This is a genomic window from Natronolimnohabitans sp. A-GB9, assembly GCF_030848565.1.
Taxonomy (GTDB): Archaea; Halobacteriota; Halobacteria; order Halobacteriales; family Natrialbaceae; genus Natronolimnohabitans.
Genome location: NZ_JAVDDV010000014.1, coordinates 1 through 26926, shown reverse-complemented (window position 1 = coordinate 26926; position 26926 = coordinate 1). Strand labels below are relative to the sequence as shown.

The window sequence follows — 26926 nt, the reverse complement described above, 5'->3', positions numbered from 1 at the left end:
GGGAGAATCGGACGCGAGTGGACCAACTGGTCGGGCAGCGTCTCGTTCGCGCCACGGTAGGTCTACAAGTTCGACGAAACGGAGTGCGTGCTAGTGATCGAGGACGGCCTCGAGTGTCCTCACAGCGCGTCGTCGCGTCGCCGGTCGGCCACCCGTTCCTCGCCGGTGTCCGCGGCGACGACCTCGTAGAGGACCGCCCGCGTCCCGTCCGCTTTCGGCCGCAAGATACGTCCCAGTCGCTGGACGAACTCCCGTTCGCTGCCGCTGCCAGAGAGGACGACCGCGACCGACGCGTCGGGGACGTCAACCCCCTCGTCCAAGACGTTCGAGGTCGCGATCCGGGTATAGGTCCCCTCGCGGAACCGCTCTAGGATCTCCCGGCGCTCCGCGGCGCCCGTCTGGTGGGTAATCGTCGGGATCAAAAACCGCTCGCTGACGTCGTACGCGAGGTCGTTGTGAGCCGTAAAGACGATGGTTCGTTCGCCGCGATGGTCCTCGAGAATGCCCTCGAGTGCCTCGAGTTTGGCCTCGCTACCGAAGGTGATCTCCCGTGCGCGTTGGCGAGCGAGTAACGCCTCGCGAGCGGCGGGGTCCGAGCCCGAGCGTTTGACGAGCTCCTGGTAGTCCGAGCCGCTTTGCATCCGAATGCCGGATTGCGCGAGGTAGTTCGTAAACGTCTCCTGATTGCGTTCGTACTCCTCGCGTTCCTCGGGTGTGAGCTCGACCTCGAGTCGTTTGAGGTCGTAGTTTGCAAGGTGGTCGCCAGCCAGTTCGTCGACGTCGACGCGGTGGACCAGCGGGCCGACGATCCCCGAGACGATCTCGTGGGCGTCGTCGGGACGCTCGAACGTCGCCGTCAGCCCCAGTCGAGCGGGTGCAGCGAGCAGGCGTGCGATCTCGCGGTAGCCTTCGCCGCCGAGGTGGTGGACCTCGTCGAAGACGACGGCGCCGAACCGATCGCCCACCGAATCGGCTTTCAGGTACGCCGAGTCGTACGTCGAGACCGTGATCGGCTCGAGGCGCTGCTCGCCGCCGCCGAAGCGACCGATCGGACAGTCGAATTCACGTTCGAGTTCCCGTTGCCACTGCTCGAGGAGGTCGATCGTCGGAACGACGACCAGCGTCGGCGTCGCGAACCGCTCGATCGCCTCGATGGCGATCACGGTTTTCCCACTTCCCGTCGGGAGTTCGAGAACGCCCGCAGGGGCACACTCGAGAGCGCCATCGGTATCGGTGTCGCTATCTCGCCAGCGATCGGTCTCGAGCCACGTCTCGAGGGCCTCGCGCTGGTAGTCGCGGAGTTCGTACGCCGAGTGAAGCTCGGGCAGCGACTCGAGGTCGAGAACGCGGTCCTCGAGTCGGATTCCGTCGACCGAGGCGAGGGCGGCCCGCAGCGGCGCGTATCGGTAGCCGGGGACGCGCCGCCCGTCGGTTCGGTGATCGGCCTCGAGTTCGGGGACCGCGTCCCGGACCGCGGTCAGCGCTGGCTCCTCTATGCCGTCGATCCGGACGGTGCCGTCCTCGTACCGGAGCCTGATCGGCGTCGATCCCGTCTCCGCCGCGTTGGGGTCCGTCACGCGCGCTACTGAGGACGGGACGGACAAATACTGTCTGATATTTTGGCCAGCGACACCATTTCCTCATCCTTCCGACAGAACGATTCACGGATCGGGCGCACGACTGCAGCCGTCCCCGCGGGTGACGGTCGCGAATTTCCGACTGACGGGTTACTGACTGCTGTCCGGCAGTACGACGACAGGAGACCGTATGACCCGGCCCGACCGCTCGAGGACGGCGACAGAGTACCGTACCTCAACCCTTTTATTACCGCTGTTCGTTGACTGGCACATGAGCGAAGACGAGGGCACGAACGCTGGGGCCCAAGGTGTCCCGTCCGAGGAGCACTCCGACGACGGCGAGTCGGCGGACGTCGAGTCCACGGCGGGAGCGAACACGGACGAGTCGGACGTCGACGCCTCCGAGACTGACACAGAGTCCGAGGAGCCGTCGGCTCCAGAGACGAGCGAGGACGTCCAGGAACTACTCGATCGGATCACCGAGTACGACGACGACCTCGCCCACGAGGTCAACGCTATCGTCGAGGAGGCCCGCGATCTGAACGAGACGGTCGCCGACCAGCGTGCCGAACTCGAGGACTTGGGCGAACGCGTCGAGGAACAGGCCGAGACGATCGAAGGGCTTCGAAGCGAACTCGAGGCCCGCGAAGCGGAGGTCGACGACCTCGAGAGCCGGCTCAAGCGTAAACAGGCCGACTTCCAGAACTACAAGAAACGCGCCAAGAAACGCCAGGAGCAGATGAAAGACCGCGCGACCGAGGACCTCGTCGAACGGCTCCTCGGCGTTCGGGACAACATGAAACGCGCCCTCGAGGAGGAAAGCGGCGACGCCGACAGCCTCCGTGAGGGCGTCGAGATGACCTTAACGGAGTTCGACCGCGTCCTCGAGGAGGAGAACGTCTCCGAGATCGATCCCGAGCCCGGCGCCGAGACCGATCCACAGCGCCACGAAGTCATGATGCAGGTCGACAGCGCCCTGCCGGAAGGGACGATCGCCGACGTCTACACGCCCGGCTACGAGATGGGCGACAAGGTCATCCAGAACGCGCAGGTGACGGTCTCGAACGGCGAACTCGAGGACGACGCCGACGACAGCGAAGACGCGGACGCGTCGACCGAAGACGACGAGACGGACGACTGACAGCTTTTCTCACACTCGAGGCGTCGTTCTCGAACACTCCTAACCCCGCTTTTCACGCCCGTGAGCGGCCGGTCTGTGCTGCGCGGACTTATTTTATTCGGCCGTCGATATTCCCTAGTAACCTTTAAAACAAAGTGCGCACAATAGCCTCCACGATGGCGAGCAACAAAATTCTCGGAATCGACCTCGGAACGACGAACAGCGCGTTTGCGGTGATGGAAGGTGGCGACCCGGAGATCATCGTCAACGCCGAAGGCGAGCGAACGACGCCCTCGGTCGTTGCCTTCACCGACGACGACGAGCGACTCGTCGGGAAACCCGCGAAGAACCAGGCCGTACAGAACCCCGAAAAGACGATTCAGTCGATCAAGCGCCACATGGGGGAAGACGACTACACCGTCGAGATCGAGGGCGAGGAGTACACGCCCGAAGAGATCTCGGCGATGACCCTCCAGAAGATCAAACGCGACGCCGAGGAGTACCTCGGCGACGAGGTCGAGAAGGCCGTCATCACGGTCCCCGCGTACTTCTCGGACCGACAGCGCCAGGCGACCAAAGACGCCGGCGAGATCGCCGGCTTCGAGGTCGAGCGCATCGTCAACGAGCCGACGGCCGCCTCGATGGCGTACGGACTGGACGACGAGTCCGACCAGACCGTCCTCGTCTACGACCTCGGTGGCGGCACCTTCGACGTCTCTATTCTCGATCTCGGTGGCGGTGTCTACGAGGTCGTCGCGACCAACGGTGACAACGACCTCGGTGGCGACGACTGGGACGAGGCCATCATCGACTGGCTCGCCGAGACCTTCGAGGAGGAACACGGCATCGACCTCCGCGAGGATCGTCAGGCCCTCCAGCGGCTGAAAGACGCCGCCGAGGAGGCCAAGATCGAACTCTCCTCGCGCAAGGAGACCGAGATCAACCTGCCGTTCATTACCGCGACCGACGACGGTCCGATTCACCTAGAGGAGTCGCTCACCCGCGCGAAGTTCGAGTCGCTCACCAGCGACCTCATCGAGCGTACCGTCGAACCGACGGAACAGGCCCTCGAGGACGCGGGCTACGAGAAAGACGACATCGACGAGGTGTTGCTCGTCGGCGGTTCCACCCGGATGCCCCAGGTTGCCGAGAAGGTCGAAGAACTCACCGGCCAGGAACCCCAGAAGAACGTCAACCCCGACGAGGCCGTCGCGCTGGGCGCGGCGATCCAGGGTGGCGTGCTGGGCGGCGAGGTCGACGACATCGTCCTGCTCGACGTCACGCCGCTGTCGCTGGGTATCGAGGTCAAAGGCGGGCTCTTCGAACGGCTCATCGAGAAGAACACGACGATCCCGACCGAGGAGTCGAAGATCTTCACCACGGCCGCTGACAACCAGACCTCCGTGCAGGTCCGGGTCTTCCAGGGTGAGCGCGAACTGGCCGAGAAAAACGAGTTGCTCGGTGAGTTCCACCTGACTGGCATCCCGCCGGCACCCGCTGGAACGCCCCAGATCGAGGTCACGTTCTCCATCGACGAGAACGGGATCGTCAACGTCGGCGCCGAGGACAAAGGCTCCGGCGAGTCCGAGGAGATCACCATCGAAGGCGGTGCTGGCCTCTCCGACGAGGAGATCGAGGAGATGCAACGCGAGGCCGAGCAACACGCCGAAGAGGACAAGAAGAAACGCGAGCGTATCGAGGCCCGGAACACGGCCGAAGCGACGATCCAGCGCGCCGAGACGCTGCTCGAGGAGAACGACGAGCAGGTCGACGACGATCTGCGAGCCGACATCGAAGCCGCGATCGAGGACTTAGAGGAGACGATCGACGACGACGAGGCAGACGCCGAGGATATCGAAGCCGCGACCGAGACCCTGAGCAAGGAGCTCCAGGAGATCGGCAAGCAGGTCTACCAGCAACAGGCCGGAGAGGCCGGCGCCGCGGGTGCCGGCGGTGCGGCCGGTGGCGCTGCAGGCGGCGCTGCTGGCGCCGGCATGGGCGGCATGGGCGGCGGCCCGAACGCCGGTCCCCAGGGTGGCGCTGCTGGCGGCGAGGACGAGGAGTTCGTCGACGCCGACTTCGAAGACGTTGACGAAAACGACGAAGACTGAGTCGTTTTCGTCACGACGACGACAACTAACGGGACGAGTCGTCATCTTCGGCTCGGAAGACTCACGTCGTTCGTCTTCCGTAGTTTCGAAAACGAGCGAAGCGAGTTCTCGAGTGTGGCCTCGAAGGGAGTATACGGAGTGGTGGCTCCGGATTGAAGCGCCGAGTGCTGCACCCGTCACCGACCTGAGGGAACGAGTGGCTTTTCTCGCGGGGTTCGAACGCGCCAACGGCGCGTGATACGGACTGCTGTCCGGCAGTATGACGACAGGAGACCGTATGAGGGCCCTGCTAAAAAGGTATCTGCGGAACGGTCGTTTCAAGTGGTTCAACCGAGTATCGGTGTGACAACGAATGAGCGAGGACTTCTACGACGTACTCGGCGTGAGTCCCGACGCCTCTACCGAGGAGATCAAACAGGCCTACAGGGAGAAGGCCACGGAGTATCACCCGGACGTCAGCGACGACCCGGACGCCGAAGAGAAATTCAAGAAGATTCAGAAGGCCAAGAAAGTCCTCACCGACGAGGAGAAACGCCAGGCCTACGACCAGATGGGTCACGACCGCTACGAGCAGGCCGAAAAACACGGCTTCGACGCCAGCGAGGGCGGTGCCGGCGGGATGGGTGGCGACCCGTTTGGCGGCATGGGCGGTGGCGGTATGGGCGGCGGCGGACTCGGCGACATCTTCGAGCAGGTCTTCGGCGGCGGTGGCGGCCGCGGTCGCCGCCGACCACGGAAAGGTCGCGACCTGCGAACCGAACTCGAGATCGACTTAGAGGAGGCCTACGAGGGCGCCCAGAAGCAGTTCACCGTCGAGCGACCCGAGGAGTGTGACACCTGCGACGGCGCGGGCCATCCGCCGGACGCCGACTCCCGAACCTGTCCGGAGTGTCAGGGCCGCGGGCAGGTGACCCAGGTCCAGCAGACGCCGCTGGGTCGGGTACAGCAGACGACCACGTGTCCACGGTGTGACGGTGAGGGCACGCTGTACTCCGAGACCTGTGACGACTGTCACGGCGAGGGGTACGTCCGCAACGAGGCGACGCTCACCATCGAAGTGCCCGCGGGCATCCAGGACGGCCAGACGCTCCGGATGGAGCGGGAAGGCGCCCCGAGTCCCGAGGGCGGCCGTCGCGGTGACCTGCTGATCGACGTCACGGTGCGCGAACACGAGGAGTTCGAACGCGAGGGCGACGATCTGCGCTATCGGCTGCCGATCTCGTTCCCACAGGCGACGTTCGGCGACACCGTCGAAGTGCCGACGCTCGACGGCACCGTCGAGTTCGACGTTCCCAAAGGCACCCAAAGCGGCGAGACCTTCCGTCTCGAGGGGAAGGGCATGCCCCGCCTGCGCGGCCGCGGCCACGGCGACCTCTTCGTCAAGGTACAGGTCGTCACTCCCGAGAGCTTAAACGACGAGCAACGCGAGGCACTCGAGGCGTTCGCCGAGGCCGGCGGTGACGAAATCGAGGTCAACGAAGGGTTCTTCGAGAAGATCAAACGCGCGTTCTAGCGCGACTCCCGTTCGTTCAACCGCACTTCGTCTGGCGTCACCTCGATCTCGAACCCCGCGTACTCGAAACGCACACGGACGTCGTCGGCGTGATCGACGAGCGCGTCAAGGGACTCGCCGTCTATGGACTCGTGGATCGGTTCCAGTCGTTCGTGTGGCGTCTCCGTAATCGACGACACGGCGTCGGCGATGACCACCGTCGCTGGCTGGTCGTCGATCTCCCACCGATAGCTCCCCTGTTCCATACGTCGAAGTCGGCACGAGATACTGAAAGGTGGCGCGTGCAGTTCCCAGAAGTCGGGACCACACGTCGATTCGTAATGGCGTGATACTGCCGGACAGCACGATTCGACGATCGACCACGATATCACCGCCGTCTGGCGGGTCTTTTCGGCGGCCGCGCTGTCTCGAGTCGGCGTGCTTTTTTCCGCCCGGCCGCGAGTAGTGAGTATGACTGCCACGACTGTCGACGAACTACTCACGCGCGAACTCAGGGCCGAGCACACGTCGTTGATCGACGCGACGGGCCGGGAGTTCGATCATCACTGGCTGTGTACGACTGCCTGGAAGTCCGGCAACTTCCTGCGACACTCGGGCGTTCGCGAGGACGTCACCGTCGGAATCGTCGGCGAGAATCCCCTTTCCTTGCTTGCGTTTTTCGGAACGACGCTGCTCGAGGGGACCAGCCGCTTCGATCCGCCGACCGACCTCACCGAGGTCGACGACTTCCGGGCGCTCGTGGCGCCGGTCCACAAACTGGAGTCAGATACGTACGACCTCCCGCGGGGTGCCCAACGGGTCGGTTACGGAGCCAAACCCGAGGAGCCGGACATCCACCACTTCGACGCCGGCGTCTGGACCGAGAACCCCGCCTTTCCGCCGCTCGACATCGATCCCGAGAGGACGATTCTGACCGACGGCGAGCGGACCGTCAGCCACCGCGGAATCCTCGAGGCCGCAAGCGACGTCGTCGACGAGTACGATCTCGAGGCCGAGGATCGTGTCGTCGTTCGCGCGCCGTTTTCGAAGCCCGAAACGATCGCCGCGGGCGTTCTCGCACCCCTGATCGCCGATGGCGTGATCGTCCTCACCGGCGACGGCAGCGAGAACGAGACCACCGTCGACCGGGGCACATACGCCGTCTCGAGTGAGCCGGTTCCCGAGTCGACGCGTATCGATCCAGAGGACGTGACGATTCCCTGAGACGGATTGCTGTGCCGATGTACCGGCGCAACCACAGCCCGGGTCACGGGTGCGCCGGTACTGACTACAGTAGTCCGTATGAGACGAGTTGCTGTACCGACGTCTATAGCAACAACTGAAACGATGTACACACCGATCGCAGGGCTCACGGGTCACGCTGCTCCCCGCTCGCCAGTTCGCGGGTCTCGCTCCGGTAGTCGCGTCGACCCGCGTGCCCCTCGTGCGATCGGATGTGGATTGACGTTCAGTGGCTACTACAACAGCCCGTACGTGACGGGTCGCCGTCCAGATGATCGATCGGAGAGCGATCCGTTTTTGCACCGATTTCTCCAACCGGCAGTATGGAGAGGCTCATCGAGTCGCTCGACGACGCACCGATCATCGACAAAGACGGCTACGAGTATCTCGTCCATCCGATCAGCAACGGTGTTCCACGGCTCGATCCCGACCTGTTGCGGGAAGTCGTCGTCGAGGTCATGCGCACGATCGACCTCGACGTCGACAAGATCGTCGCTCCCGAAGCGATGGGGATCCACCTCGCGACGGCGCTGTCACTGCAGACCGACATCCCGCTGGTCGTGATCCGCAAACGCGAGTACGGCCTCGAGGGGGAGGTTTCGCTCCATCAAGAGACGGGGTACTCGGAGTCGGAGATGTACATCAACGATATCGAGGCCGGCGACCGCGTCGTCATCGTCGACGACATGCTCTCGACGGGCGGAACGCTGGCGGCGATCTGTGAGGCCTTAGACGACATCGGCGCCGACATCGTCGATATCGTCGTCGTGATGCGAAAGGCGGGTCCGTCCGCCCTCGACGAGACGGAGTTCGAGGCGACGAGTCTCATCGATATCACCGTCGAAGACGGCGAAGTGGTCGTTCACTGATATTCGATAGTGGGCTGTGGCGTGGGACTCGAGTCCATTGCCGAGGTCTCCGTCGCAGACGGAATATCCACAAACGTGGGTATTTTCGACTGGAGTACTCCGCATGATGAGCGTATATACGAGACTTTTTGTGCCTCAGTTCGCTACGGGGTCCGTACAGAATGTCGAACGACGTTGACGGGAGCATCCAACTCGAGTACGGCCTCGACGACAGGCCGCCGTGGCTCCGATCGATTCTCCTCGGATTGCAACACGTCGCGGTGATGATCGTCCCGGCGACGGCGGTCGCGTTCATCGTCGCGGGTGGCGTCGGTCTCAGTCCGGCCGACACGGCGTATATCGTCCAGATGGTCCTGTTGTTCTCCGGGCTGGCGACGATCGTCCAGGCCTATACCGTCGGTCCGGTCGGGGCACGGCTCCCGATCGTGATGGGCTCGAGTTTCACCTTCGTCGGTGCGGCGACGACGATCGGCGTCGATTACGGGATGGCCGCGGTGTTCGGGGCGATTCTCGTCACCGGCTTCGCCGTCGAAGGGCTGATCGGCTGGCAGTTCGAACGCATCAAACCGTTTTTCCCGCCGCTCGTAACCGGACTGGTCGTCGCTATCATCGGGCTATACCTCATCCCGACGGGGATGGATTACGCCGCCGGCGGCGCTGACGCGGCCGACTACGGCGCGCTCTACAATATCGGGCTGGCCGCGCTCGTGTTGGGACTTGCGGTCGGACTCAACATGTTCACGCGGGGCGTCGCCCGACTGTTGAGCATCCTCGCCGCGATCGTCGTCGGCTACGTCGTTGCCGTCGTCCTCGGTTTTGGATTCGGGTACGACGTCGTCGATTTCTCGGCGATCGGTGATGCCGCCTGGCTCGCCGTTCCGTCGCCGACCAGGTTCGGCCTCGAGTTCGAGCCGGTCGCGATCGTCGTCTTCGCCTTTCTCTTTCTGGTCTCCGCGATGGAGACTGTCGGCGACATGTCGGGTGTCACGGCCGCCGAAGGTCGTAACCCGACCGACAAGGAGTTTCGCGGCGGCCTGTTCACCGACGGAATCCTGAGTTCGATCGGGTCGGTCTTCGCCGCGTTCCCGATCACGTCGTTCTCCCAGAACGTCGGTATCGTCGCCTTCACCGGCGTGATGAGCCGCCACGTCGTCGGCATCAGCGGCGTGATCCTCGCGCTGTTGGGCCTCAGTCCAAAAGTCGGGGCCGCCGTCACGACCATCCCGAGTGCCGTCTTCGGCGGCGCCGTCTTGTTGATGGTCGGGATGGTCGCCGCCAGCGGCGTCCGACTGATCGTCATGCACACCGAACTCGACCGCCGGAACATGGTCATCGTGGCCGTCTCGCTCGGTCTCGGCCTCGGCGTCGCGACGACGCCCGAAGCCCTTGCAGGACTCCCGGACGCGGCGGAGACCTTCTTCGGCGAACCCGTCATCCTGACGGCGCTTTCGGCGCTGCTTTTGAACACGCTCGTCCCCGGCGAACAAAGCCCGCTGTTCGACACCGTGCCCGCGGAGTCGACTTCGGATCCCGTCGACTCGAACGCCCCTGCGGCCGGCCCCAGCGACGATTAGCGTCAGTACTACATCGAACAGGAACTCGTCGAGACGTTAGACGAGATGGCGATCAACGCGACCAACGACCGGATGAGCGAGGGGTTTGCGGACCACCGCGACGAGACCCGAACACAGGTCCAACGTCTCGAGGACGTCTTCGCGGCGCTCGACCGACCAGCCGAGCGGCGCGAGGCGCCGATCCTCGACGCGCTCGAGGCCGAGCGATCGACCCTCGAATCGGTCATCGAGGACGACGACCTGCTGGACATGGCCTACATGAACGCGGGAATGATGACCGAACGCATCGAGATGACCGCCTACGAGGGTCTGACGTCGATGGCGGGCCAACTCGACTACGACGACGAGGTCCGCAAACCGCTCGAGTCGAACTACGACGAGGAGCAGTCGGCCTACCGCGAGCTGTCGGCGATGGAAACGGCATCGGACATGAAGTCGCTGTGGGACCGGCTGACACTGTCGTGATTCGGACCGATACCGGGACACTGCCCGGTGACTATCCCTACGTCAGCGTCGGGAACGGCTCGCGGGCGCTCGTCGTGTCTGGATTTCGACGGCTGCGACCGGCTCGCAGCGATCGAACAACCCACGCTCGTCTTCGGTGGCGAGGGGGATCCGTTCTTTACGGCCGATCTGGCCCGTGAGACGGCTGCTGGTGTGAGAAACGGAAGGCTCGAACTCGTCCCGGGTGCGAAACACGCTGCGTTCCACGAGCGCAAACTTACGTTCGATTCGACGGTCCGGAAGTTCCTCTTCGTAGACCGACTCGAAGTACTACCCCCCATCAGTTGCAGGTGTACGCATTTTTTATCGCTATATCCAACCGATTCATGTGAGTGGAAATACCAACCACACCCGGCGGCGTCTCCTCAAGGCAACAGGTATTGCAGGGATCACGGCACTGCTCGCTGGCTGTCCCGACGAAGAAGACGACGACGAAGTGGATGACGAAGAAGTGGACGACGAAGAAGTGGACGACGAAGAAGTGGATGACGAAGAGGTGGACGATGAAATGGATGACGACGAAGAAGTGGACGACGAAGAGGACGATGAAATGGATGACGACGAAATGGATGACGACGAAGAGGACGATGAAATGGATGACGACGAAATGGATGACGAAGAGGACGACGAAGAAGACGAGTAGCGAGTGATCCGTTATACACGGAACAGGTGCAATACCACGGCCAAAGGCCGTGGATACGCCTCGTAATCTTAACCGACCATTAGCACCCAACAGCCATGCTAAAAACGATAGCTACTGAACGTCACTGCACATCCGATCGCCGGAGAGAGTTGCGATCGAAATCGGCCCAGTAGCTACTATAGCAGCCGGCTCGGTGGTTGCCACGGCGAAAGACGGATATTTTCGGCCTGCGCGCCCGAGTGTAGTCGTCGACGGCTACTCACAGCCACCCGAGGTCCCACTCCGATCCGCGACCCACTCGAGGACCTGTGGCCATCCCGATTCGTGGGCCTCGCCAGCAACCGACGTCCCGACGTGGTTGGTCGGGAACTCGAGGACGGCCGTCTCCTCGCTGGCGATCGCCTCGAGGAAGGGGACGGCAGCCCGCCGCGGGATGAACTTGTCCTCCGCGCCGAGGATCAACAGGACAGGCATTTCGATTCGTTCGAGGTCGACGTCCCGACCGAGGAGTTCCCAGGTCCCCTCGAGCAGCCGGTTCTGAAGTACCAACTCCTCGACGAACTCGCGGTAGGCCCTGCCAGGCAGGCTCGGTCCGCTTCTCGCCCACGCGAGTTTCCGGCCGTACTCCTCGACGAACGCATCGTCGTCGAACCGGTCCCAGAGCCGCAACGGGTTCATCACGGTGTACTCGACGGGTTTGCGAAGTGCCAGTCCGACCTCGAGCAGCGGCGTCGGCACGGCACCGAAGGCGTCGGCGACCTGTTCGGGATCGTGGGCGGCTGCCAGTTTTCGGAAGAGATCGATTCCGTCGGCGCCGTCGACCGACTCGAGCGTCGAATCACGCGCCCCGGAGCCGTCGACGGCCTGTGGCTCCGACACGCCGTCGAACGCGAGCGGCGGCCCCTGAAGCATCAGCGTCCGGATGTCGTCGGGAAAGCAGCCGGCGTAGCCGGCGACCAGCGGCGCACTCGTCGAGTAGCCCTGCAGGTGAACGGTGTCCGCACCCGTCTCCGCTCGAGCGTGGGCGAGACAGTTGTCGAGAAATCGGCAGACGTAGTCGCCGAGTCCGAGCGACCGATCCAGTGGCAGCGGATCGCCCCACTCGACGACGTAGACGGGAAACCCGGCGTCTGCGAACGCGCGGACGACGCTCCGGTCCGCGGCGAAGTCGAGGATCGACGGATCGTTGATGAACGGATAGGCGATCACCACCGGGACGTCCCGACGCTCGCCGGCGGAGACACGGGGCTCGTACCGCCGCATCGATATCGGCCCTTCCTCGAAGACGACCTCATACGGCGTCACGCCGGGTTCGGCGGTCGCGAGCTGGAGTGCCCGCAGCGGTGTCTGGCCGAGTCTCGTCGGTGTTCTCACGGCCCGGTCAACGACCTGCCAGTAGCAGTCCCATAGGTCCATCTCCTGACGTACTCGAGGGTATGGGTCGGCCGGACATCAGGGATAGCCCTGCATTACACCAGTCTGCCCCTCGTCCCAAACGACCCTCGGATACAAGAGACAGACCCTCGAAAACCGCGGCATGGAACTCGAGTGTGTCTTCTTTGGCCCGTTCCGGGACGCCGTCGGTCAGAAGACCGTCCGCTACGAGACCGACGCTGCCACCGTCGGCGAACTGCTCGCCGACCTCGAGGCGAGCTATCCGGACCTCGAAGGACAGCTCGTGGTCGACCCCGAGGAGCCGACCGCCCTCGCGGGCGACACCGTCGTGACGAAGAACACGCGCAACGTCGCCCACCTCGACGGCCTCGAGACGGGACTCGAGGACGGCGACGTGATCCGCCTGGTGCCGTCGGTGTACGGTGGCTGTGACGTGATCGGAACGCGTGTTCATGCATGAGTATGACACCCATGCTGCTTATGTGGGTGGCCGTCCAACCGACGAATACAGTCGGACGATAGCAAGTCCGACGGTCGGCCGAAGGCACCGTGTGCGAACGCGCCAGTGGGTCACGCACCTTCGTGCCGTGTTACAACGGGCGTCCACCGTCGATCCGGACCCGTCATCGCGTGACCCACTTCTCCCGATCCCTTCGAACGACGGCCCATAGCCACGGTTCCCGTCGTTCATTCGGTCGGTAATGGCAGGGACTCGAGACTCGAGTCCGCAACGACGCCATCGTTCGACCAGCCGCGGGCCGCGTAGTACTCCTCGATTGCGGCCTCGAGGTCTGGCAACTCGTACGGTAAGACGTCGTCGCCTCGATCGAAGCCGCGTTGGTTGTTGAAGTGGCGCTCGCGCTCGACGGTCCGTGCGCCGACGGCGAGCAACTCCTCGTAGTCGGCGTCGAACAGCGTCTCGAGGCGGTCTTCGGTGACGTACTCGCTGCCAAAGACACAGACGATTCCGGAGTCGTGAAACGCCGAGTCGTTCTCGCAGGCGACGAGCGTCTCGGCCTTGCCGAGCGTACCCTGTGGATCGAGTTGGCCGGCGTACTCGAGGCGGAGCATGCTCGCGTACAGGTGGTCTGCGCCGCGGTTGGCGACGGCGTAGGACAGTCCCTGTCCGTGGAGCGTACGGCCGTCGTGGGCGGCAAACTCCAGTCCCTTGACCGTGTAGTCGTCGACCCCCAGCTCGTCGTGACAGCGGGCGACACCTTCCGCGAGCGTGTCGCCGATCCCCTCGCGGTAGGCGATTCGTTCGGTGATTTCCTGTGCGAGTTTCGCATCCCCGAACGCGTCCTCGCTTGCGAGGTAGGCCGCGACGGTGACGCCCGCCGAGATCGTATCCATCCCGAGGATGTCACACAGTTCGTTCGCACGCATGACGTCGACGATGTCGTCGACGCCTTGCATCGCGCCGAAGGCGTAGACGGTCTCGAACTCCGGCCCCTCCGTTTCGACGCCGGTCTCTGCGTCCCGTGTCGGGAGCTTGCAGGCGTAGGCACACGCCGAGCAGGCACCGGTCTCGTATTTCTTCTCCTCGACTGCGTTGCCGCCGATGTCGGCGGCGCCCTCGAACTCGTACTCGCGGAAGTACCGCGTCGGCAGCGAGAAGTTGTCGTTGATGAACTCCGTGTTGCCGGTCGTTCCCTGCGTTCGCATCCGATCGTCGGCGGTGGCGGCCTCGCGGTGGACGTCCATCTCGGGTGGGTCCGGGATCTCGAGGGGCGGATCGACCTCGCCGTCGAAGGTGACGCATTTGACGTTTTTCGACCCCAAGACGGCGCCGAGCCCGCCCCGGCCGAACGCGCGAGAGTCGAAGGTCATCACCGACGCGAACCGAACCAAGTTCTCCCCGGCGGGACCGATCGCGATGCAGTGTTCGGGACCGAGATCGTGTTCGTCGGCGATGTAGTCGGACGTTTCGGGTACCGTCGCCCCCTCGAGGTCGGGTACTGGCTCGAACTCGACGCCCGAATCCGTGACGTGGATGGCCAGAAGTTCGTCGCTCGCGCCGGTCAGTTCGAGGACGCTGTAGCCGGTTGCGACGACGTTTCGCGAGAGATAGCCACCGGCGTTGCTCGAGACCAGCCCGTCGGTCAGCGGCGAGAGACCGGTCATGTTCAACCGACCGGTAAAGGACATCCGCGATTGCTGGAGCGGTCCCGTCGAGAGATACGCGCGGTTTTCCGGGCCGAACGGATCCGCGTCGAACGGAATTCGATCGTGGGCCAGCGCCGTCGCCGTCGCGCGACCGCCGACGGTGACCTCGAGTAGGTCGTCGATCTCCGTCTCGATGATCGTCCGCTCGTCGACGTCGATGGTGAGCATCGGTCCCGTGGCGTGAAGCATGGCACCAGATACCAGGAACGATCCCTTAACTCGTCTCCCGATTCGTCGGCCGTTGCGAACGCGTCGAAACACCTCGAAAGAGCGTCTCGAGTCGCCGGCTACCGGTCGGTATCGAATCGGTCTGCCGTGGGCTCTAGCTCCGCGTACTGTTTGGTTGCCCAGTCCCAGATCGGCGTCCCCGAGTCGGCCCGCAGGACCGACTGCGTCCGCATGTGTTCGTCGAAGGCACCGAGCAACACCGTATCGTCGACGAAGCCGATCGCGTACTGCGGGACCGAATCTGACTCGTACAGTCGGATCGACGGCTGTTCGACGATCGCTTCGAACGCATCGGGGTGGTTGCGTTCCACCCGTTCGTAGGACGACGGCGGCGCGATCACGTCGACGCTGACGTCGGTTTCGGTGCTCCGGCGGAGTGCGTCGACGTACAGGGGGTTGATCACGGGGAGGAACCCACGAACGGTCTCGCCGTCGACGATTTGAGACTCGACGGTCGCGATCGGATCGAACGGTGCCTCGACGTCCGAGACGACGACCTCAGCCGCGGCCACCGATTCGGACGTGGTCGGTAGTTCGGCGGGAAAGTACTCGAGAAACGGCCGTATCGACTGTGCCCGCTCGACGGCGGTAAGCGCATCGGACACCGCCTCGTTGACGATCTCTCCCGTCGGCGTCAACTCGTACTCCGCCGCCGACGCCGACCGGGAAACGAACCCACGATCGACGAGCGCCGAGAGATTCCGGTGGAGCGTCGACCGAGGCACCTCGAGGTGTTCCTGGAGCCGTCGACCCGCCATCGGACCGTCGGCTAACGCCGCCACGATCCGCGGACGAACCGGCGACGAAACGAGAAACTCGAGGCTCTCGAGTGCGTCCCGCGTCGAGTCGTTCATACGACTGCTGACAGCTAGCTGAACTTTGTGGTTCCGGTTCGGCCCGCTGGATCGTTTCACGGCGTGGGACACTCCCACGCAGGAGTCTTTTTACTGTTGGGGAAGTAGTCCGTCGTAGTAATGCAGTACGACGCGGTCCTGTTCGACTTCGATGGGGTCGTGGTCGAGACCCCCTCGTCACGGCGGATGTACGACGCGCTCGGCCGGACCTACGAGAAGCTCGGTCGATCCAGCCCGTCGCCGGAGACCCTCCAGGAGTTCATGCACGGCGACTTCGAATCGATCGCCGACCGCTGTCGGCGCCTCGAGATCGATACCGACGCGTTCTGTACACAGGCGGCCCGCGAGATGGTTCGAGCCCAGCTCTCGGAGGTCGAACGCGGGCTGCGGTCGATGTACGACGACGTCGATACCGTCCGCTCGCTTTCCCTTCCGCTCGGGATCGTCAGCGACAACCATCCGACCGTCGTCTCGCGACTGCTCGATCGCTTCGGCCTGCGGTCGCTGTTCGAGACCGTCTACGGCTGTCCTCTGACGCCGGAGGGGTTCTCCCGCCGGAAACCCGACCCGACGAACATCGAGCGCGCGATGGACGCCCTCGAGGCCGACTCGGCGCTGTACGTCGGCGACCGGCCGGTCGACGTTCGAGCCGCCGACAACGCGGGAATCGATTCGGCCCTGTTGTCGCGCTCGAGTGAGGATGGGACTGACGACGAAGACGAAAGCGAAGACCGATCCGAACTCGAGACGTCGCCGACCCACCGCCTCTCGTCGCTTACGCAGCTACCGACGGTCCTCGAGTGAGACGGACCGCCGCCCATCGGTTCCGTTGCATTCCCACATGGATCGCGGGCGTTCAAGCTCGCCGTTGCTCGAGGTGGTCCGCACAGAGCACGTGGTAGACGTCGTCGTCGGGGACGATATCCCCGGTCGGCGTCTCCTTCAGCAGGGTGATCGCGTACGTGGCCGGTTCGTCGCAGTCGATACACGTCCCGCTGGCACCCTGGTGACCGTAGCCGCTGAACTGTTCGCCGTCGGTTCGGATCTCGGCACAGTCACGACAGAGCCGCCACCTGTTCTCGACGTCGGTGAGCTCGAAGACGTGATACGCCATCTCGTGTTGAGTAAACGGCACCGCCTCGTCACAGAAGAGACAGTCCATACTAACCACTGTTCCGGACAGCGCCGTAACGGTTCGCCACGTATTCGCATGGGTCCGACTCGAGTTAGCTCAGCTGCGACGATTTCGCCATCGGCGTCTGCGCCGCCGTCGGGATTTCCCCCGCGGATTTTTGCGTACGGGAGCCGGAGCTCTCTCCATGAACGACGACGCGTGGTCCGACCTTCGAACCCGCTGTGAGAACCTCGAGCCCGGCGCCCAGCTCCTGACACCGCTTTCGGAGCGGCCGTTCCGGATCGATTCGACCACGGACGATCGGATCGTCGTCCGCTTTACTGACAGCACCGAGGACCGACCGCTCTGGCGCGAACAGTTCGGCGTCTTCGACGAGCAACTCGAGGGCCAGGCGATGGCGATCGACGACCTCCAGCCGGGCGTCGAGCCGTACGCGACAGTGCTGACGCTCTCGGCGTCGTACACCGTCACGGACGATGCGATCGTCGAGGCGCCCGACGACGCGGTCGGCGGCGAGAGTCCGTTTCTCGTCTCGGCGGCCGACGCCCGGACGCCGCCCGAGCGCGTCCACGACGATGCGTTGTTGCTGGCCCACCTCGTCGAACACCTCGGGATCGACGACAACGACGACCTCGAGTCACTCGATACCGACTCGCTGACCGACTACTACGTCCTCGCGTCCGACGTCCAGCGCGGTGCCGACGGGCTCCGGTCTGTGGCTCGTGACGAACTGCTCGAACGACTCGGCCCCGACCAGCAACTCCACGGTCGGTTCGGGACGGTTCGACGGACAGCCCGCCAGCGTCGGCGGCCGAAAGACGACGAGACGATCCTCGCGGCCCTCGACGAGCGTGGTATCCCCCGCGAGTGGGTTCTCGGTGTCGACCCTGACAAACTCGACGTCGTCCTCTCGGTGACCGACCTCGAGAAAGCGGACGTCTACGACACTACCGAGTCCGTCTACGTCCAAAAGACCGGCGTCGACGAAGACGAGAAGTTCGACCGACTTCAGGGACTCGCCGATCGCATCGACGACCTCGAGGACGCCGCGGGCGACCCCCTCCGCGAGGACCTCGAAGAGATCGAGGATCGACTCGAGGAAGCGCTGACGGCGGGATAGTCCCCGTTCGATCCCACTTGGCTGAACGGCCGCAGTGCTCTCGAGGAATACTGTTGCTATGCGGACGTGTTCGTTCGACCGAAAGAACTACCAGTTGGAGATCTGAACTATGTGCCGATGTGGTTCGACCCCGCTATCGTCGAGGCCGTCCGTGATCTCGTCCCGACCTGGCTCGGTATCGTCATGGTCGTGCTCTCCTATTTCGGCAGCGTCTACCTGATCGCTCCCGGGATGATCGCCGCCTACTGGGCGAACCGGGATCTCGCTGCCCCCTGGATCGGCGGCGTCATCGGCTGTTACGGGCTGATGTCGATCACCAAATCCTACCACTCCGCGAGTCGACCGACCGTCGAGCCGCCGGTAAGCAGCGCGGATTTTCCCTCATGGTTCGTTCCGGCGTACGAACACGCCGCACACATCTCCACGACGAGTTTCCCGAGTGGCCACGCGATGGCGGCGACGATCATCGTCGGCATGTTGGTCGTCGATCTCCCCGTGAGCACGTTCCGGCGGCGTCTCGTCGCCGGCATCGCCGCCGTCGGCTGGGTCGGCTTCACCCGCGTCGGCCTCGGTGTTCACTATCATGGCGACGTCGTCGGCGGTATCGCCTACGGACTCGGCTTTCTCGCCGTCTACTACCTGGCGAGATACACCGTGGTGGGCCGGACGTCGCTCGATACGACGTCGGTCGCGTTCGCGGTCGGCCTCGTTGTCGGCCTGATCGCGGCGGTCTACGTCGGCAGTCGCAACTCCTACATCGTCTTCGGTGGCGCCGTCGGCGGTCTCCTCGCCTGGTACTGTGCACCGACGATCGCGCGTCACACCCGAAACACCGTCTGGGAGACGCTCGCGCCGGTGTTCGGTCTCGCCATCGTCGGCCTCACCTGGTTCGTCGCCGAGCTGGAACTGGGCACCTACGCGGTCATGGCGCCCCTCGCTGCGCTGTTTCTCGCGGCCGTCGTCCTCGTCCCGTGGATCGCGCCGACGCGGGAACTCTGGACGTCCGCGAAGCGACGAAGTCGACGTCTCGCCGGCTGATACTGCCGGACAGACTATTGTCAGCTTCGCCGCTCGTCCGGCAGTATGAACCGACTCCATCGTCGTCCGCCACGCTCGACTGCGTGTCCCGAGCCGACACCCGTTTCCGACCCTCGTTCGTCGTATCGGATACGCATGCGCTCGCGCTCACGCTCGAGGACGCCCCGCTTCCTAATGGTCGCCGTGGGCGTGCTGGTGCTCCTGACGTCGCTCGGGCTGGCCGCGGTCGGCTATCTGACACTCGTGGCTCTCTGGCAGTCGGCCCTCGACCCGGGGACGGCCGTTCTGGCCGTCGTCGTCGCCGGCTTGCTCGCTGGCTACTTGAGCTACCGGTTCGGGACGACGACGTTGCTCTCGCGACTGGAGGCCGTCGAACTCCCGCGATCGCGGGCACCCGAACTCTACCGGCGGCTCGATCGCCTCGAGGCGCGAATGGGCGTGGAGACGCCGACGCTACTGGTCGCGCGACTTCCAGCACCCAACGCCTTCGCGATCGGCACCGCTCGAAACGGCGTGATCGTCCTCGACCGATCGCTCCTGCGGGTTTTGAGCGTCGACGAACTCGAGGCGCTGCTCGCACACGAACTCGCCCACCTCGAGGGATACGACGCGTTCGTCCAGACACTCGCCTTCGGCGTGTTTCGGACGGTCGCCGGCGTCGCCTTTCTGCTCGCGTCGCCGCTGTTGGTGGCGATCGTCGGGCTCGCACGGTCCGTCGCCTGGATCCGTGGCCGTCCGAGCGCGTGGACGCAGACGGCATTCGGTCGGTTCCTGCGATGGATCGAACGCGGCGTCCAACTGATCCTGCTGTTCGTCACGCTGCTGGTCAGGGCCCACTCGCGACGACGCGAGTACGCGGCCGACGACCGGGCAGTCGACGTCACCGGGAATCCGCTGGCGCTGGCCCGCGCACTGCGGAAGATCCAGCGTGTGGCCGATCCGCGCCGCGGGCTGCTCTCACCCCTGTACGTCCACACCGAGGAAGACGACTGGACGCGGCTGTTCTCGACCCACCCCTCGACGGACGACCGCATCGAACGGCTGGTCGAGCGGGCCCACGCTGATCGACGCCGATCCAGCCACAATCGACGCACGTGACGTTCTCGCCGTCGTCGGTGTCTCACCCGCCGTCGGTAACCAGGCGCTCGCGTTCGAACTCGCCCTCGAGGGCGGCCGGAACGGCTGGATGGCAGTTCGCACAGACGCGTTCGGTACGGCGGTACGTCATCGTCTCCGTTCGGGCTCGGTGTTCGAAGCGTCGCGCGACCTCGTCACCGCAGCGTTCGCATTCTACCATCGTATGACAACACACAACACACCGAAATATAAGCATTTCCCAAAGACGTGTGTTACTCCGTAATAATTCCCCATTCGTACTCCGAATGTCTCGTTTTCGTTGCAGCTATACACGGATCCCGACTATCGCTTCGAATAGTATCACTGACGTCTCGCTCGCTACCGGACGGCTGCGTCGTCTCGACGGCGCTCGTTCGGCGGGCCCGTGTCGGACCGCGAGCCCGCCGGTCCCACAAATACTTTTGGCCACACGCACCCTACGTCGAATCATGTACGTGCGGGACGCGAAAAACAGAGAGGAGGTCTGGCTGCTCGAGCACATCGAGGCGATGGGCCTCGACGAGACGGCGTTCCGCTCGCGAGACTACGTCGTCGCGGTCGACGAACAGTCGGGCGAGAAGGCCGGCTTCGGACGTATCCGGATCCACAAGACCGACGACGGCGACGTCTGTGAGCTGACCAGCATCGGCGTCCTCGAGGGCTGGCGCGGCCAGGGCGTCGGGGCCCACGTCGTCGAGCGACTCGTCGAGTACGCCAGCGACGAGGGATTCGATACCGTCTACGCGTTGACGGGTGACGGGGCGTATCTCGCCCAGTTTGGCTTCCGTCGTATCGACGAGTCACAACTGCCGGAGCCGTTACAGAGTCGTCTCGAGGACAAACGTGAGGGCGTCGATCCGGACGCGGTTCCGCTGTCGATCGACGTCGATCGGTTCCGCATGCCCGAGCGACTCCGGGAGGCGTTCAAGCGAGCACCCGAGGGCCGAGACGACGTCTCCGACGACGAGTCCGCCGAGGACTTCGGGATCGACCCCGACACCGCGACCTACAAGTACGATACGGGTCGGTAGGCTCGCCCGATTTGTTAGGTGTTAGAACAGTTACGGCCGCGTTCATCAAGCTTCAAGCCCCACCCGACCCACCATAACAATAATGTTCGACCCTGACGAACTCGAGGAGATCCGTGCCAGCAAAGAAGAGTGGCACGAGGAGGAGGTTCAGCCAGTCCTCGAGCGATTCGGCGAGCGGAAGGAAACGTTCACGACAGATACGGGTGGCCAGGAGGTCGACCGGCTCTACACGCCCGACGACGTCGCGGACTTCGATTACCAGGAGGACCTTGGCAACCCCGGCGAACCGCCGTACACGCGCGGGGTGTACTCGACTGGGTATCGCGGCCGGCTGTGGACGATGCGCCAGTACGCCGGGTTCTCGACGCCGGAGGACACCAACGAGCGCTACCACTACCTGCTCGATCAGGGCCAGACGGGGCTTTCGATGGCCTTCGACCTGCCGACCCAGATGGGGTACGACTCCGACGACAGCATGGCCGCCGGCGAGATCGGCAAGGCAGGGGTCGCGATCGACTCGCTGCGGGACATGGAGACCGTCTTCGACGGCATTCCCCTAGACGAGGTCTCGACGTCGATGACGATCAACGCACCGGCCTCCGTGTTGCTGGCAATGTACATCGCGGTCGGTGACCAGCAGGGTGTCGACCGCGAGCAGCTCCGGGGGACGATCCAGAACGACCTCCTGAAGGAGTACATCGCGCGCAACACGTACATCTATCCGCCGGAGCCGTCGATGCGGATCATCACCGACATCTTCGAGTTCTGTGGCGAGGAGACACCGAAGTTCAACACGATCTCGATCTCGGGGTATCACATCCGCGAGGCCGGTGCAACAGCTGCACAGGAACTCGCCTTTACACTGGGTAACGGCATCGAGTACGTCGAGGCCGCGATCGAGGCTGGTCTCGACGTCGACGACTTCGCCCCCCAGCTGTCTTTCTTCTTCAACGGTCACAACAACATCTTCGAGGAGGTCGCGAAGTTCCGCGCCGCCCGTCGGATGTGGCACGACATCATGGAAGAGCGGTTCGACCCGGACGATCCCAAGTCGAAACAGCTCAAGTTCCACACCCAGACCGCGGGCTCGATGTTGACCGCCCAGCAGATCGAGAACAACGTCGTCCGCGTCGCCTACCAGGCACTCGCGGCCGTTCTCGGTGGCACCCAGAGCCTCCACACCAACGGCAAAGACGAGGCGCTTGCCCTGCCGACCGAGGAATCCGTCCGAACCGCGTTGCGGACCCAGCAGATCCTCGCCCACGAGTCGGGCGCGGCCGACACGATCGACCCGCTTGCGGGCAGCTACTACGTCGAGTCGCTGACCGACGAGGTCGAGGAAGAGGCCTACGAGATCTTAGACGAAGTCGAGGATCGTGGTGGCATGCTCGAGGCCGTCGAACAGCAGTGGGTTCAGCGCCAGATCCAGGACACTGCCTTCGATCGCCAAAAGGAGATCGAAGAGAAAGAGCGCATCATCGTCGGCGTCAACGAGTTCGAAATCGACGAGGGCGAACCCGAGATGGACGTCGAGGAGGTCACCGAGGAAGACCAGCAGCGCCAGATCGACCGCCTCGAGTCCGTCCGTGGCGACCGCGACAGCGAGGCCGTCGACGCCAAACTCGAGGCCCTGCGCGAGGCCGCCCGCGGCGACGAGAACCTGATGCCGTACATCATCGAGGCCGTGAAAGTCTATGCGACCGTCGGGGAGATCTGTAACGTCCTGCGCGACGAGTTCGGCGAATTCCAGCCCGGCAGCGCGGTCTGACGGGCCGAACCCACGTTTCACGCTGACGTAGCCGACGTCGAACGTGTACACCGTAGCGGACGCTTCAGCCACCCGGTGTTCTCGCTCGAGGGAGGTTCGGTCTGGATTGGTGACCTCATACGGACAGCTGTTACTGTGTACCGCCGATCGTCAGGACGGGTCGGCGCTCAACGTAATTGACGACAGTAGGCCGTATCACTCGTGTGAACGGTAGATCCCGGGACACCCGCCCTCATATTGTCAGACGGCAGTCAGTGAGCCGTCGGTCGCGACGTCGCGGCCGTCACCGTCGGCAACGGCCGCAGTCGTGGGACCGACCGGTGACCCGTGCTGTCCGACAGTACCAGAAGTGACCACGTCGCTCGTCCGCTGTGGAGGACCCGGTTCCCGGTCTGCACCCGAGCTTTTTTCAGTGCTTGGTGTAACGGCACTGGTGACGTCCAGTCTCTATCGTGTCGTCTGGTACGTATCGACAGTTACGGCGATCGTCGGCGTGATCGGTCTCGGACTGGATATCGACCCGCTGGGTGGAATGCTCGTGTTCGCTGGCGGCGGGATTCTTTCGGCCCTCGCGCTCGTTGCAGCGGTCCGCCGAACGAGAGCAGTCACGAAATCCTCTCTGGGGAGCGCTCTCGCTGTCGTGCTCACCACGGTAACCGTACTCGCAGTGTCGGTGACCGCTGCTGCCACGCTCTCCCCACGTGTGCCGACCGACGTTCGCGTGGTCCTGTACGTGACCGTGGCGCAATTGTTCCTCCTCGCTCTCGAACTCCGTCCGGTGAGCGCATCCCGCGACGTTCGGTGGTATCTGGTGGTTGTCGGTCACGCGCTCGTCCTTCTAGGTACCGCACAAGTCCTCGAAGTGACTGTCACCGAACCCGGTGTGGCGGTGCTCGTGTACACCGTTGGCTTCTCAATACTGGTGATACACGAGTTCTGGATGCGTCAACTCGGCGATATCGCGTTGCCACCCCGTCCAGGGACGGAGGCCCGGTACTGGGAGGGAGTGTTACTCGCCATTGTGACCGTCGCGATCGCCGGCGCTATCGCATGGAGCTTCACCGCGCGAGAAGGGCTCTTGATTCCAGCCGATACCCTCGGTCGATCGGCGGCAGTCGTGGTCGGCGTTTCGTCGGTGGTCGCCCTCGCGACGCTCGCCGCTCCCGGCCCTCCACCTGCCGCCGTCAACTCTCTGACGACGCCGACCGTAACTATCGTTCAACACGCCGTCGTGATCGTCCTCGCGCTGAACGCGCTCGTGCTCGCTGTCCTCTTGATCGCACCGGGGCTCTTTCCGTGGGTGCTTGGTGGGTACCTCGGGCTTCTCTCTGTCGGGGTCACCATCGAGTATCTCGAGATCGGATACGCACACCGACGAAAACAGGAGCCACCCCCACCGATGCCCGACGACACATCCGTCACCGTGATGGTCGCAGCTGCCTTCGAGGGCGCGGTGCTCCCTGAGACACTGCGACACAACCTCGAGACGCTCGACGACCTGCCGTTCGTCGTCGTTCCGGCGACGAAGTCCACTGACGACACCGTCGACGTAGCCCGGCAGTTCGAAGCCGACTATCCCGATCGGGTCCGTGTCGTGGAGGGGACGACGGGATCGAAAGCGGGCGACCTGAATCAGGCCTGGGAGCACGTAGAAACGCCGTACGTACTCATCCTCGATGCCGACGAGTTCGTCGACGCCGAATTCGTGGCTCGCGGGCTGGCGTGGCTCCGTGAACACTCCGACGTCGGCGTCGTTCAAGGGCGAAAAGCAGCGGCAAACCCGGACGAGAGCCGCCTGTCACGGTTCGTTAGCCTCGAGCGCCAGCACAGCACGTGGATCGATCACCCGTTCGTCGACGATGCCTTCGACGCGGGACACTTCGCCGGGTCGGCGGCGATCTTCCGTCGCGAGGTCCCACCGTCGGTCGATGGCTGGACGGAAGGTGTTCTCACAGAAGACATCGAACTCACGATCCGTCTCTATCTCCAGACTGACTGGGGGGTGGTGTACGATCCGCAGATGGTGGTGTGGGAGTCGACGCCGGAAACGCTCTGGGACCTGGTCCGCCAGCGGATTCGGTGGTCGAGAGGGTGGGCACAAGTGACCCGACTCCACGGTGTTGCTATCTGGCGCTCCTGGCGGGACCTCGGCTGGCGGCGAACGCTGGGGCTGGCGTGGGTGTTGTTCATTCCAATAAGCTCCCCGTTCGTCACGATCTTTCCGATTCTCTTTCTCCTGTGGATCGTTGGGTTCGCACCTCCACTACCGCTGGTCCTCGCGATCGCGCTCGCTCTGTTCTTGCTGCCGGCACGATCTATCGTCTACGGGTACGCGGCGTTCAAAGATCCGGTCGTTTCCAGAACTGCGACACCAATCCACGTCGCCGAAGCGGTCGTCTACGCAAACCTGTGGATCCTCTTCGGGTGGATCGCGCAACTCCATTCGCTGTATCTGCAGGCAGCCGGCGCTCCAGCCGTGTGGAGCGTGACTACCAAGGCCGTCGCGAAAACGGATTCGGCGTCCGAATCGAATGCGGACCACGGCGACGACCACGAGCGAGAGCGCGAACCGACGTAACCGCTCCGGTGGTCTCCGTGATCGGGCGCGGATAGTCCGCAGTCACCGCCGGAGTTTCGAGTGCGGACCGATAAGCGTCCCGCTCAGTTCGAGCCCGGTAACCGACGCGTACTGATCGATGATCGAACGCTCGATCTCGCTGTTCGACACGGTCGCTTCCTGGAACACCACCGTATCTCGTAGCGTCGAATCCTCGATCGACGCACCGGACATGACGTGGACGTTTCCTTCGAGCGTCGAGTTTTCGACCGTCGCCTCGTCGGCGACGATCGATTCGCCCTCGAGCGTCCAGGCGACGGCGTCGAGATAGCTCTCGGCGGAGCCGATGTCGTACCAGACGTCGTCAAACGAGTAGGTGTAGACGTCTCGGCTGTCCTGGAGCCACTGAATGAACCAGCCGATCTCGTCGGGATTGTTACCGTCTGCGAGGTACTCATCGAAGACAAGCGTCTCTTGGGGGAGTGCATAGCAGGCGATCGAGACGAGCGTGCTCTCCGGTTCGTCGGGTTTCTCCTGGAAGTTCGTCACGCGGTCGTTTTCGACCTGGACGAGACCGTACTTCTTTGCCTCCTCGAGCGAGCCGATGTCGTAGGTTGCAATCGTCGGTGTGTTCCGTTCCCGAAAGGCGTCGATGAAGTCGCTCATATCGAAACTCACGAGGTTGTCTCCCGCGATAATCAGTACGTCGTCGTCGATTCCTTCGCGTTCGACGAGTTGACCGAGTGCGCCGACGACGCCGAGTTTCTCGAACTCGCTCGTACTCTCCTCGACGCTGACACGCGGCCGAGAGAAGTCACTGTTCGCGATGAACAGCTCGAACTCGCTTACGAACCGGCGATTGACGCTGAGATAAATTTCGTCGATACGATCGTCGGCCTCGAGTTGTGAGATCGTCTGCCCGATGACCGTTCGCTCGCCGAGCGGGAGGAGCATTTTCGGGCGATCCTTCGTGATGGGCCACATGCGGGTTGCATAACCGCCTGCGAGTACGATTGCGTGCATGGTCGATGAAGCCGCTGGTGGTGATCCGACAGTCGCTCGATCGAGGCGCCACGCCGGATACCGGTGATCGGAGTCGTGGACAGCCGTCTACCAGGGTTGCTGTCTTAAATCCTATACCGATACTTTTGAACAGTCACAGTGGTCGACCGCGCTTCGTCGGAGTATGATGACCCACCTGGGACCTGCTCGACGATAGTAGCCACTGCACGTCACTGCACACCCGATCGCACGAGGGCCCTGCAATCGGTGTGTAAATCGTTTCAGTTGTTACTATACAGTCACGACCAGCCATCCTCGAACGATTCGCTCGCGCGATGAGTGGTCAGAACGCCTGTCAGTCACGCCGAGTCCGTACTGTAGCTA

General features: G+C 63.8%; 24 protein-coding genes. 16 read left to right on the top strand and 8 right to left on the bottom strand.

Annotated features, from left to right (window positions below; all coding sequences use genetic code 11):
* Positions 1–119 precede the first annotated feature (119 nt).
* Positions 120–1577, bottom strand: coding sequence for a DEAD/DEAH box helicase family protein (locus tag RBH26_RS15585; RefSeq protein ID WP_306759301.1), 1458 nt, complete (start codon positions 1575–1577; stop codon positions 120–122).
* Positions 1578–1848: 271 nt separating this feature from the next.
* On the opposite strand from RBH26_RS15585, the gene grpE reads away from it, so the two are divergent.
* From grpE to dnaJ, 3 genes are all read left to right on the top strand, one after another.
* Positions 1849–2718 (top strand): nucleotide exchange factor GrpE, encoded by an 870-nt coding sequence (grpE, locus tag RBH26_RS15580; RefSeq protein WP_306759300.1) that lies wholly within the window; start codon positions 1849–1851, stop codon positions 2716–2718.
* A gap of 155 nt (positions 2719–2873) precedes the next feature.
* A complete protein-coding gene (dnaK, locus tag RBH26_RS15575; protein ID WP_306759299.1) occupies positions 2874–4808 on the top strand; it encodes a molecular chaperone DnaK in 1935 nt (644 codons plus the stop codon).
* A gap of 352 nt (positions 4809–5160) precedes the next feature.
* Positions 5161–6321: a molecular chaperone DnaJ gene (dnaJ, locus tag RBH26_RS15570; RefSeq protein WP_306759298.1), complete on the top strand. Its 1161-nt coding sequence runs from the start codon at positions 5161–5163 to the stop codon at positions 6319–6321.
* On the opposite strand, the gene RBH26_RS15565 is transcribed toward dnaJ, so the two are convergent.
* On the bottom strand, positions 6318–6566 hold the full coding sequence (locus tag RBH26_RS15565) for a HalOD1 output domain-containing protein (RefSeq protein ID WP_306759297.1): 249 nt from the start codon (positions 6564–6566) through the stop codon (positions 6318–6320). The genes dnaJ and RBH26_RS15565 overlap by 4 nt on opposite strands.
* A gap of 205 nt (positions 6567–6771) precedes the next feature.
* Here RBH26_RS15565 and RBH26_RS15560 point away from each other — a divergent pair, with 205 nt between their 5' ends.
* From RBH26_RS15560 to RBH26_RS15540, 5 genes are all read left to right on the top strand, one after another.
* Positions 6772–7524: a hypothetical protein gene (locus RBH26_RS15560; protein WP_306759296.1), complete on the top strand. Its 753-nt coding sequence runs from the start codon at positions 6772–6774 to the stop codon at positions 7522–7524.
* A 341-nt stretch (positions 7525–7865) separates the two neighbouring features.
* Positions 7866–8411: a hypoxanthine/guanine phosphoribosyltransferase gene (gene hpt / locus RBH26_RS15555; RefSeq protein ID WP_306759295.1), complete on the top strand. Its 546-nt coding sequence runs from the start codon at positions 7866–7868 to the stop codon at positions 8409–8411.
* Positions 8412–8572: 161 nt separating this feature from the next.
* Positions 8573–9985, top strand: coding sequence for a nucleobase:cation symporter-2 family protein (locus tag RBH26_RS15550; protein ID WP_306759294.1), 1413 nt, complete (start codon positions 8573–8575; stop codon positions 9983–9985).
* Positions 9986–9997: 12 nt separating this feature from the next.
* Entirely contained in the window at positions 9998–10450 is a 453-nt protein-coding gene (locus RBH26_RS15545) for a DUF892 family protein (protein WP_306759360.1), read from the top strand.
* 367 nt (positions 10451–10817) lie between these two features.
* On the top strand, positions 10818–11132 hold the full coding sequence (locus RBH26_RS15540) for a hypothetical protein (RefSeq protein ID WP_306759293.1): 315 nt from the start codon (positions 10818–10820) through the stop codon (positions 11130–11132).
* A gap of 255 nt (positions 11133–11387) precedes the next feature.
* On the opposite strand, the gene RBH26_RS15535 is transcribed toward RBH26_RS15540, so the two are convergent.
* Entirely contained in the window at positions 11388–12548 is a 1161-nt protein-coding gene (locus RBH26_RS15535; RefSeq protein ID WP_306759292.1) for a poly(R)-hydroxyalkanoic acid synthase, read from the bottom strand.
* A gap of 121 nt (positions 12549–12669) precedes the next feature.
* Here RBH26_RS15535 and RBH26_RS15530 point away from each other — a divergent pair, with 121 nt between their 5' ends.
* Entirely contained in the window at positions 12670–12987 is a 318-nt protein-coding gene (locus RBH26_RS15530; protein WP_306759291.1) for a ubiquitin-like small modifier protein 1, read from the top strand.
* Between the two features lie 227 nt (positions 12988–13214).
* Here RBH26_RS15530 and RBH26_RS15525 read toward each other — a convergent pair whose 3' ends face one another.
* Complete coding sequence (locus RBH26_RS15525) at positions 13215–14882, bottom strand: aldehyde ferredoxin oxidoreductase C-terminal domain-containing protein (protein ID WP_306759290.1); 1668 nt, start codon at positions 14880–14882, stop codon at positions 13215–13217.
* A gap of 98 nt (positions 14883–14980) precedes the next feature.
* Complete coding sequence (locus RBH26_RS15520; RefSeq protein ID WP_306759289.1) at positions 14981–15775, bottom strand: helix-turn-helix domain-containing protein; 795 nt, start codon at positions 15773–15775, stop codon at positions 14981–14983.
* Between the two features lie 120 nt (positions 15776–15895).
* On the opposite strand from RBH26_RS15520, the gene RBH26_RS15515 reads away from it, so the two are divergent.
* The gene (locus RBH26_RS15515; protein ID WP_306759288.1) at positions 15896–16579 is read left to right on the top strand and encodes an HAD family hydrolase; all 684 of its coding nucleotides are present in this window, start codon (positions 15896–15898) and stop codon (positions 16577–16579) included.
* Between the two features lie 52 nt (positions 16580–16631).
* Here the strand turns inward: RBH26_RS15515 and RBH26_RS15510 are convergent, their stop codons facing one another.
* Positions 16632–16937, bottom strand: a complete 306-nt coding sequence (locus RBH26_RS15510) for a hypothetical protein (RefSeq protein WP_306759287.1) — start codon at positions 16935–16937, stop codon at positions 16632–16634.
* A gap of 157 nt (positions 16938–17094) precedes the next feature.
* On the opposite strand from RBH26_RS15510, the gene RBH26_RS15505 reads away from it, so the two are divergent.
* From RBH26_RS15505 to RBH26_RS15495, 3 genes are all read left to right on the top strand, one after another.
* A complete protein-coding gene (locus RBH26_RS15505; protein ID WP_306759286.1) occupies positions 17095–18030 on the top strand; it encodes a hypothetical protein in 936 nt (311 codons plus the stop codon).
* Positions 18031–18147: 117 nt separating this feature from the next.
* A complete protein-coding gene (locus RBH26_RS15500) occupies positions 18148–19068 on the top strand; it encodes a phosphatase PAP2 family protein (protein WP_306759285.1) in 921 nt (306 codons plus the stop codon).
* Positions 19069–19242: 174 nt separating this feature from the next.
* Positions 19243–20166, top strand: a complete 924-nt coding sequence (locus tag RBH26_RS15495) for a M48 family metalloprotease (RefSeq protein WP_306759284.1) — start codon at positions 19243–19245, stop codon at positions 20164–20166.
* A gap of 22 nt (positions 20167–20188) precedes the next feature.
* On the opposite strand, the gene RBH26_RS15490 is transcribed toward RBH26_RS15495, so the two are convergent.
* Positions 20189–20365, bottom strand: coding sequence for a hypothetical protein (locus RBH26_RS15490; RefSeq protein WP_306759283.1), 177 nt, complete (start codon positions 20363–20365; stop codon positions 20189–20191).
* A 268-nt stretch (positions 20366–20633) separates the two neighbouring features.
* On the opposite strand from RBH26_RS15490, the gene RBH26_RS15485 reads away from it, so the two are divergent.
* From RBH26_RS15485 to RBH26_RS15475, 3 genes are all read left to right on the top strand, one after another.
* Positions 20634–21215 (top strand): GNAT family N-acetyltransferase, encoded by a 582-nt coding sequence (locus RBH26_RS15485; protein ID WP_306759282.1) that lies wholly within the window; start codon positions 20634–20636, stop codon positions 21213–21215.
* An 82-nt stretch (positions 21216–21297) separates the two neighbouring features.
* The gene (locus tag RBH26_RS15480) at positions 21298–22983 is read left to right on the top strand and encodes a methylmalonyl-CoA mutase family protein (protein WP_306759281.1); all 1686 of its coding nucleotides are present in this window, start codon (positions 21298–21300) and stop codon (positions 22981–22983) included.
* A 433-nt stretch (positions 22984–23416) separates the two neighbouring features.
* On the top strand, positions 23417–25561 hold the full coding sequence (locus RBH26_RS15475) for a glycosyltransferase family 2 protein (protein WP_306759280.1): 2145 nt from the start codon (positions 23417–23419) through the stop codon (positions 25559–25561).
* Positions 25562–25603: 42 nt separating this feature from the next.
* Here RBH26_RS15475 and RBH26_RS15470 read toward each other — a convergent pair whose 3' ends face one another.
* On the bottom strand, positions 25604–26563 hold the full coding sequence (locus RBH26_RS15470; protein ID WP_306759279.1) for a sugar phosphate nucleotidyltransferase: 960 nt from the start codon (positions 26561–26563) through the stop codon (positions 25604–25606).
* Between the last annotated feature and the right edge of the window lie 363 nt (positions 26564–26926).

Bases quoted from the DNA above. Each gene is read 5' to 3' on its own strand.
- grpE (WP_306759300.1), top strand. From the start codon at position 1,849: ATGAGCGAAGACGAGGGCACGAACGCTGGGGCCCAAGGTGTCCCGTCC.
- dnaK (WP_306759299.1), top strand. From the start codon at position 2,874: ATGGCGAGCAACAAAATTCTCGGAATCGACCTCGGAACGACGAACAGC.
- dnaJ (WP_306759298.1), top strand. From the start codon at position 5,161: ATGAGCGAGGACTTCTACGACGTACTCGGCGTGAGTCCCGACGCCTCT.
- RBH26_RS15565 (WP_306759297.1), bottom strand. From the start codon at position 6,566: ATGGAACAGGGGAGCTATCGGTGGGAGATCGACGACCAGCCAGCGACG.
- RBH26_RS15560 (WP_306759296.1), top strand. From the start codon at position 6,772: ATGACTGCCACGACTGTCGACGAACTACTCACGCGCGAACTCAGGGCC.
- hpt (WP_306759295.1), top strand. From the start codon at position 7,866: ATGGAGAGGCTCATCGAGTCGCTCGACGACGCACCGATCATCGACAAA.
- RBH26_RS15550 (WP_306759294.1), top strand. From the start codon at position 8,573: ATGTCGAACGACGTTGACGGGAGCATCCAACTCGAGTACGGCCTCGAC.
- RBH26_RS15535 (WP_306759292.1), bottom strand. From the start codon at position 12,548: ATGGACCTATGGGACTGCTACTGGCAGGTCGTTGACCGGGCCGTGAGA.
- RBH26_RS15530 (WP_306759291.1), top strand. From the start codon at position 12,670: ATGGAACTCGAGTGTGTCTTCTTTGGCCCGTTCCGGGACGCCGTCGGT.
- RBH26_RS15525 (WP_306759290.1), bottom strand. From the start codon at position 14,882: ATGCTTCACGCCACGGGACCGATGCTCACCATCGACGTCGACGAGCGG.
- RBH26_RS15520 (WP_306759289.1), bottom strand. From the start codon at position 15,775: ATGAACGACTCGACGCGGGACGCACTCGAGAGCCTCGAGTTTCTCGTT.
- RBH26_RS15515 (WP_306759288.1), top strand. From the start codon at position 15,896: ATGCAGTACGACGCGGTCCTGTTCGACTTCGATGGGGTCGTGGTCGAG.
- RBH26_RS15510 (WP_306759287.1), bottom strand. From the start codon at position 16,937: ATGGACTGTCTCTTCTGTGACGAGGCGGTGCCGTTTACTCAACACGAG.
- RBH26_RS15505 (WP_306759286.1), top strand. From the start codon at position 17,095: ATGAACGACGACGCGTGGTCCGACCTTCGAACCCGCTGTGAGAACCTC.
- RBH26_RS15500 (WP_306759285.1), top strand. From the start codon at position 18,148: ATGTGGTTCGACCCCGCTATCGTCGAGGCCGTCCGTGATCTCGTCCCG.
- RBH26_RS15495 (WP_306759284.1), top strand. From the start codon at position 19,243: ATGGTCGCCGTGGGCGTGCTGGTGCTCCTGACGTCGCTCGGGCTGGCC.
- RBH26_RS15490 (WP_306759283.1), bottom strand. From the start codon at position 20,365: ATGGTAGAATGCGAACGCTGCGGTGACGAGGTCGCGCGACGCTTCGAA.
- RBH26_RS15485 (WP_306759282.1), top strand. From the start codon at position 20,634: ATGTACGTGCGGGACGCGAAAAACAGAGAGGAGGTCTGGCTGCTCGAG.
- RBH26_RS15480 (WP_306759281.1), top strand. From the start codon at position 21,298: ATGTTCGACCCTGACGAACTCGAGGAGATCCGTGCCAGCAAAGAAGAG.
- RBH26_RS15470 (WP_306759279.1), bottom strand. From the start codon at position 26,563: ATGCACGCAATCGTACTCGCAGGCGGTTATGCAACCCGCATGTGGCCC.